Origin of the sequence: Zhongshania sp. (assembly GCF_041623545.1) — a bacterium.
Classification (GTDB): domain Bacteria; phylum Pseudomonadota; class Gammaproteobacteria; order Pseudomonadales; family Spongiibacteraceae; genus Spongiibacter.
In genome coordinates this window covers 1-6,616 of record NZ_JBFJWS010000175.1, presented here as the reverse complement: position 1 = coordinate 6,616, position 6,616 = coordinate 1, and the positions used below count along the sequence as shown (strand labels likewise).

Here is a 6,616-nt window from a genome sequence, read left to right as displayed (position 1 = left end):
CGGTATCAGCGCGGGTCGCCGCCAAGCATACGAGCAGTACAATGCGGCCAATTACAATGCTCAAGCCACCCAGCGCCAAGTCATCACCGGCACGCGAGCCCAACATATTGCGGTCTACACCAATGTGCAGACGGTGAATGCCCGCCATCAAAATATTATCTCTACTCGCAGCGCCCTCGATGCAACCGAGGCAGGCTATGAAGTGGGCACCCGCAATATTGTGGATGTTCTAGACGCCCAGCGCCGGCTCTATGCCGCAATGCGCGACTACACCAATGCCCGCTATGACTATGTGGTTAATGTTCTGAAGTTGAAGTTGAACGCCGGCACCCTAAGCCCCGCCGACATTATCTATTTCAATAAATGGCTGCAGGCGTCTGAGTCGGTCTCGCTCAGCGACCGCTCTCCAGCCACCAGCGTTAATCCTTAAGATAGCCATCAATAATCGCGAGTAAGCGCTGTAAGGCGCCGCGATTATTGTCCACCACCTGCTTCGCCGCCGCGCCCTGTTGTGCGCGGCGAAGTGGGTCGGCGAACAAGCCACGCAGCACATCAGCCAGCGCCCCATCGCCATCAATTTTTTGTAAGCCGCCCGCCGCCTCGAGCAAAGCGCTAATTTCAGCAAAATTAAAATCACTAAACCCCGTCACCACCGGCAATCCCCACGCCGCGGGCTCCAAGGTATTGTGACCGCCATGGGCAATTAGGCTACCGCCAACAAAAGCGATATCCGCACAACCCAATAACAGCAATAACTCGCCCATGGTATCGCCTAGCACCACCGCCGTATCACCGGCTACCGCACGCGGAGGGCTACTCGCAACCACACTACTCCGCCGCTCAAAAACAAAGTCACTGTTAGTAATTAATTCCGCCACTTTGGCGAAGCGCTCAGGATGACGTGGTACCAATATCAGCAGTGCGGCAGGCTGCTGCTTTAGCAGTGCTCGGTGGGCCGCCAAGAGCACTTCATCTTCGCCGGCATGGGTGCTCGCGGCGATCCATACCGGCCGCTCACCCAGCCATTCACTGCGCAGCGCAAGTGCCTGTGAGCGCAGGGCGGCGGGAATATCCAAATCGAATTTAATACTGCCCGATACCGTCAAATTTGCCGCAGGTAAACCCAACTCCACAAAGCGCGCGCCATCCGCAGCACTTTGCGCGACAACCTGACTAAAGTGCGAAAAGACCAATCGACTCAAAGCCGCGAGACGGCCATAGCCTTTGGCCGAGCGCGCCGATAAACGGGCATTCGCCAACACCACCGGAATACCGCGAGCTGCGGTTTGACACACCATATTCGGCCAAATCTCGGTTTCCATAATCACTGCCACCCGAGGCTGAATACGATTTAAAAACCGCGCAATCGCATCGGGTAAATCGTAGGGAGCGTAGACATGAAAAACCCGATCGCCAAACATTGCCTGAACCCGCTCGGAGCCAGTGGGGGTCATGGTAGTCACCACAACGGGCAAATCGGGATGCTGGTTTAAAAAGTGATTGATCAACGGCGCTGCCGCAATACTTTCGCCAACCGATACCGCATGCACCCAAAGCCCACCCGTGTGCGTCGGCGGCCTAAAAAAGCCAAAACGTTCAGCCACTCGATGTCGATAAGCCGGCGCCCGCCAGGCGCGCCACAGCAATCGCAGCAGCACTAAGGGCAGGATCAAATAGAAAAAAGCACTGTATAAAAAACGGGCCATAAATGAGGCTTAAACTCCGACTTTCGACAAATCACGGCAATGAATAACGATAACAACTTAAACTGGCCAGCCAATATAGCGAGCCTATAAGCACGCCGCACCTTATAAGCTCGCGTACATGTCTTAGGCCATATTCAGCACTTCCCGCACACAGCGATTAATTCCCCTAGCCGCCTCAGCAATACTACCGGCGAGCATGTAGGCTGGGGTCGTCACCAACTTATTGCCTTCGTCGATACAAACCTCTTCAACCGCACACGCTTGGTGACTACCACCCATGGCGGTAATCGCCGCTGCAGTATCGGCATCACTGCCAATAGTGCATTTCACCCCCGGCCCGAAAATTTTCGCTGCCATGGTTGGGGCAATACAAATCAGACCAACCGGCTTTGCCGCCGCGTGAACAGCCTGTATAAAGCTGAGCACCTCAGGCTGCACATTCATATCCGCGCCCTTGACCGCAAAGTCTGACAAGTTTTTGGCAACGCCAAAGCCACCCGGCACGATGAGGGCATCGAAATCGGCGACCTTGGCTTCACTTAGGTTTTTAACACGTCCCCGGGCCAAGCGCGCTGACTCCACGAGGACATTGCGGCGCTCACCTTCCACGACCTCACCGCTAAGGTGATTCACCACGTGCAGTTGATCGATATCTGGCGCAAAACATTGGTAGCTGGCGTCGTGATTTTCCAGCGATAGCATGGTCAGCACACTCTCGTATATTTCTGAGCCGTCATAGACTCCACAACCGGCTAAGATTAAAGCCACTTTTTTCATTGCTGCTCTCCTTTATTCCTTTGTAAACACAACACGTCGCTCAGGCCTTAAGACAGCGTTCGAGAATCCCCTCGCGCAGCCCCCGTTCAGAAACACGCATCATCTCGATATTCAAGGCTTCAAACAAGGCCAGCACAATCGCTAGCCCGGAACCAAAAATGGACTGGCGATCAGCCGGCAAACCCGCAAAATTTACCAAGTCCAAACTATCGAAGCCGCGCAGGTCTAGTATCAAAGTCTGCAAATCTGCACGGTAAATTCCATCACTGCGGCCACTGCGGGTATTAAGGACCTGCTCTACCGCCACCAAGGTTCCAGAGCAACCAATAACGTTTACCGCGGCGGGCAATGCTAATTGCGCTACGACGCGGTCAAATTCTATCCGCGCGGCACCGACCGCGGCATCAAAATTTTTCTGATCTAATCGTCCGCCGGGGAAATAACGCAAATAGCTTAAACAACCCACGGCAACGCTGCGTCCGCGCAGCATGCGCGCCCCCCGCCCGAGGGCAAACTCCGTACTGCCGCCGCCAATATCCACCACCAACGCTTCAACACCCAAGTTCACTGCGCCACTGCAAACGCCAAGATAAACGAGTTCTGCCTCTTGCTCCCCGCTAACAATTTCCGGGGTCACCCCAAGTAAGCTGTGCACTTGTTTGCAAAAATAATCCGCATTACGCATGCCCCGCAGGGAAGCCGTTGCGACAATATGCAGTGGCACGGCACCATAGGGCTGCAATATCTGCTTAAACTCTGCCAGGCAGTTGAGGGCCCGAATTTGAGCGGCGCCGTCCAATTCCCCGCTGGCACTGCCCGCCGCCAATTGCACCTTGCGCTCAGCAACAAAGCAGCGTGTCCACTCGGAACCCAGCAACTGAGCAATCAGTAAATGAAAGCTATTTGAGCCCATATCGATGGCCGCAATATACGGACCTACAGTCAAATTTACACCCCTGTCTGTTTTCACTTCCGCCTAAATCCTGTGCTATCATCGCACATCCTCAATTTTATGATGTGTAATCGGAGAAATAACATGAGCGACAACATCGTTCACGTCACCGACAGCAGCTTTGAAGAAGACGTGCTGAAGTCAGACGTACCTGTACTGGTCGATTTCTGGGCAGAGTGGTGTGGTCCCTGCAAAATGATCGCCCCCGTATTGGAAGAAGTGGCGGTTGAATTCGCTGGCAAAATCAAGATCTGCAAAATCGATGTTGACGCCAATAGCGATACCCCACAGAAATTCAGCGTACGCGGCATTCCAACTTTGATTATATTCAAAGGCGGTAACGCTGAAGCGACTAAGGTCGGCGCGCTGTCTAAAACTCAGCTGCTCGATTTTATTAACGCAGCGCTGTAATTCGAAATTGCGCGGCCACGCCGCGCAATTTTACTGAGCTTAAAGACTAGACGCCTCTGACTTTCAATGGTAGAGTGCTGACGATCCTTCAAAGAACACCCAATAATTAACCTTATTTTCGCTCCTGCTACACACGTCGAGTTCGTTTCGGCTTTCCGATTCTGCCGTTCCTGCGTCTCGCTCATATCTCGTCTAATTGATACCACTAAACCCATATACCTATGAATCTTACCGATCTAAAAACTAAACCAGCACAAGAATTACTCGACATCGCCAAAGAAATTGGCCTCGACAATGTCTCCCGTTCGCGGAAACAGGACATCATCTTCTCCATACTGAAGCGCCACGCGAAAAGCGGCGAAGATATCCACGGCGACGGCGTATTAGAAATCCTGCAAGACGGCTTCGGCTTTTTGCGCTCTGCCGACTGCTCCTACTTGGCCGGCCCCGACGACATCTATGTATCACCCAGCCAGATCAGACGCTTTAATTTGCGCACTGGCGACAGCATCGCCGGCAAGATTCGGCCACCCAAAGAAGGCGAACGCTACTTTGCATTGCTCAAAGTAGACGAAGTTAACTTCACCCGCCCCGAGCAGTCCAAGAACAAAGTTCTCTTTGAAAACCTTACACCACTGTTCCCTAACGAGCGCCTTACCCTAGAATTGGGCACCGGCTCTACCGAAGATTTAACTGGTCGAATTATCGACCTCGCAGCGCCTATCGGCAAAGGCCAGCGCGGCTTGATCGTCGCACCGCCAAAAGCGGGTAAGACCTTGATGCTGCAGAATATTGCATCGAGTATCATCCGAAATAACCCCGAGTGCTACGTCATCGTTTTACTGATCGACGAACGCCCAGAAGAAGTCACCGAGATGCAGCGCTCGGTTGGTGTGCGCGGCGCCGAAGTTGTCGCCTCCACCTTTGACGAGCCACCAGCCCGTCACGTGCAAGTGGCGGAAATGGTTATCGAAAAAGCGAAGCGTTTGGTTGAACATAAGCGCGACGTCGTCATTCTTCTCGACTCGGTTACCCGTCTGGCTCGCGCCTACAACACCATCGTCCCGAGCTCTGGCAAGGTACTGACCGGTGGTGTCGACGCCCACGCACTGGAGCGCCCCAAGCGTTTCTTTGGCGCTGCGCGTAATGTCGAAGAAGGCGGCAGCTTGTCAATCATCGCCACCGCGCTGATCGACACCGGCTCCAAAATGGACGAAGTCATCTACGAAGAATTTAAAGGCACGGGCAACAACGAATTGCACCTCGACCGTAAAATCGCCGAGAAACGCGTTTACCCCGCTATCAACATCCGCCGCTCCGGCACCCGTCGCGAAGAACTCCTGACCGGTGAAGAAGAGCTGGCCAGAATGTGGATACTGCGTAAATTGCTGCACGGCATGGAAGACACCGCAGCGATTGAATTCTTGATCGACAAGCTCAAAGACACCAAGACCAATGCCGAGTTTTTTGATTCAATGAAAAGGAAGTGAGTCGGGCGTCGGATGTCTGACGTCTGGCGCCAAAACAAAAAATCACTCCGCACTTCAAGTTTGATAGTATGAATCGGAGGTGGCGCACAGCTGCCTCCGACATCCGACTTCCGACGTCAGACCTTCCCTATGTATAAAGACCTCAGAGAATTCATTGCCGACCTCGAAGCCAAGGGCGAGCTGAAACGTATCAAGCATCCTGTTGATCCCAATCTCGAAATGACTGAGATTTGTGATCGGGTATTGCGCGCCGGTGGCCCTGCGCTACTGTTCGAAAACCCCATTGGTTATAACATTCCGGTACTGGCGAATTTATTCGGCACTGAAAAGCGTGTAGCCATGGGCATGGGCAAAGACGACATAAAAGCCCTGCATGAAGTCGGTGAATTACTGGCCTTTCTCCGCCAGCCAGATCCACCAAAAGGTCTGCGTGACGCTTGGAGCAAATTGCCGATATTCAAACAGGTGTTGAATATGGGGCCAAAATTAATCAGCGGCGCCCCCTGCCAGCAAATTGCCATAGAAGGCGATGCCGTTGACCTCAACACTTTACCGATTCAAACCTGCTGGCCCGACGATGCGGCGCCATTAATTACTTGGCCACTGGTCATTACCCGTGGGCCGCACAAAGAACGCCAGAACCTTGGCATCTACCGCATGCAATTAATCGCTAAGAACAAAGTGATTATGCGCTGGCTGTCCCATCGCGGCGGCGCTCTAGACTTTCAAGAATTCAAAAAGGCTCACCCCGGTGAAAAGTTTCCGGTATCCGTCGCCCTCGGCGCCGACCCTGCAACCACATTGGGCGCCGTCACGCCGGTGCCCGACAGCCTCAGCGAATACGCCTTTGCCGGATTATTGCGGGGCAGCAAAACCGAACTCACCACCAGCCTCACCAATGACTTACAAGTACCCGCCAGCGCCGAGTTTATTTTAGAAGGTTATATCGACCCAGAAGAGATGGCTGACGAAGGCCCCTATGGCGACCACACGGGTTACTACAACGAGGTTGATCGCTTCCCGGTTTTTACGGTGACTCACATCACCCACCGCCGCGAGCCAATTTATCACAGCACTTATACCGGTAGACCCCCAGATGAACCCGCCGTGCTCGGCGTTGCATTAAACGAAGTATTGGTGCCCTTGCTACAGCGTCAGTTCCCCGAAATTGTCGACTTCTACCTGCCACCGGAAGGCTGCTCCTATCGCATGGCGGTAGTAACCATTAAAAAGCAGTACCCCGGTCACGCCAAAACCATCATGTTTGGCGTGTGGTCGTT

General features: G+C 53.5%; 7 protein-coding genes. 4 read left to right on the top strand and 3 right to left on the bottom strand.

The window, feature by feature from the left end; genetic code table 11:
• Positions 1-430, top strand: a 430-nt coding sequence (locus ABYT30_RS13615; RefSeq protein ID WP_373097002.1) for a TolC family protein, incomplete at its 5' end; no start/stop codon positions are given.
• Here the strand turns inward: ABYT30_RS13615 and waaA are convergent.
• The 3 genes from waaA to ABYT30_RS13600 form a co-directional block, all read right to left on the bottom strand.
• Positions 420-1,706: a lipid IV(A) 3-deoxy-D-manno-octulosonic acid transferase gene (waaA, locus tag ABYT30_RS13610; RefSeq protein WP_373097000.1), complete on the bottom strand. Its 1,287-nt coding sequence runs from the start codon at positions 1,704-1,706 to the stop codon at positions 420-422. The genes ABYT30_RS13615 and waaA overlap by 11 nt on opposite strands.
• Before the next feature lie 123 nt (positions 1,707-1,829).
• Positions 1,830-2,483 (bottom strand): isoprenoid biosynthesis glyoxalase ElbB, encoded by a 654-nt coding sequence (elbB, locus tag ABYT30_RS13605; protein ID WP_373096998.1) that lies wholly within the window; start codon positions 2,481-2,483, stop codon positions 1,830-1,832.
• A 40-nt stretch (positions 2,484-2,523) separates the two neighbouring features.
• Positions 2,524-3,453 (bottom strand): hypothetical protein, encoded by a 930-nt coding sequence (locus ABYT30_RS13600; RefSeq protein ID WP_373080449.1) that lies wholly within the window; start codon positions 3,451-3,453, stop codon positions 2,524-2,526.
• A gap of 66 nt (positions 3,454-3,519) precedes the next feature.
• Here ABYT30_RS13600 and trxA point away from each other — a divergent pair, with 66 nt between their 5' ends.
• From trxA to ABYT30_RS13585, 3 genes are all read left to right on the top strand, one after another.
• Positions 3,520-3,846, top strand: a complete 327-nt coding sequence (gene trxA, locus ABYT30_RS13595; protein ID WP_008253347.1) for a thioredoxin TrxA — start codon at positions 3,520-3,522, stop codon at positions 3,844-3,846.
• 221 nt (positions 3,847-4,067) lie between these two features.
• A complete protein-coding gene (gene rho, locus ABYT30_RS13590; RefSeq protein ID WP_373083756.1) occupies positions 4,068-5,336 on the top strand; it encodes a transcription termination factor Rho in 1,269 nt (422 codons plus the stop codon).
• A 129-nt stretch (positions 5,337-5,465) separates the two neighbouring features.
• The coding region (locus ABYT30_RS13585; protein WP_373096997.1) for a UbiD family decarboxylase at positions 5,466-6,616 on the top strand (1,151 nt) is incomplete at its 3' end.

What these genes read in the sequence shown, in the direction of transcription:
- waaA (WP_373097000.1), bottom strand. Translation starts at nt 1,706, where the DNA reads ATGGCCCGTTTTTTATACAGTGCTTTTTTCTATTTGATCCTGCCCTTA.
- elbB (WP_373096998.1), bottom strand. Translation starts at nt 2,483, where the DNA reads ATGAAAAAAGTGGCTTTAATCTTAGCCGGTTGTGGAGTCTATGACGGC.
- trxA (WP_008253347.1), top strand. Translation starts at nt 3,520, where the DNA reads ATGAGCGACAACATCGTTCACGTCACCGACAGCAGCTTTGAAGAAGAC.
- rho (WP_373083756.1), top strand. Translation starts at nt 4,068, where the DNA reads ATGAATCTTACCGATCTAAAAACTAAACCAGCACAAGAATTACTCGAC.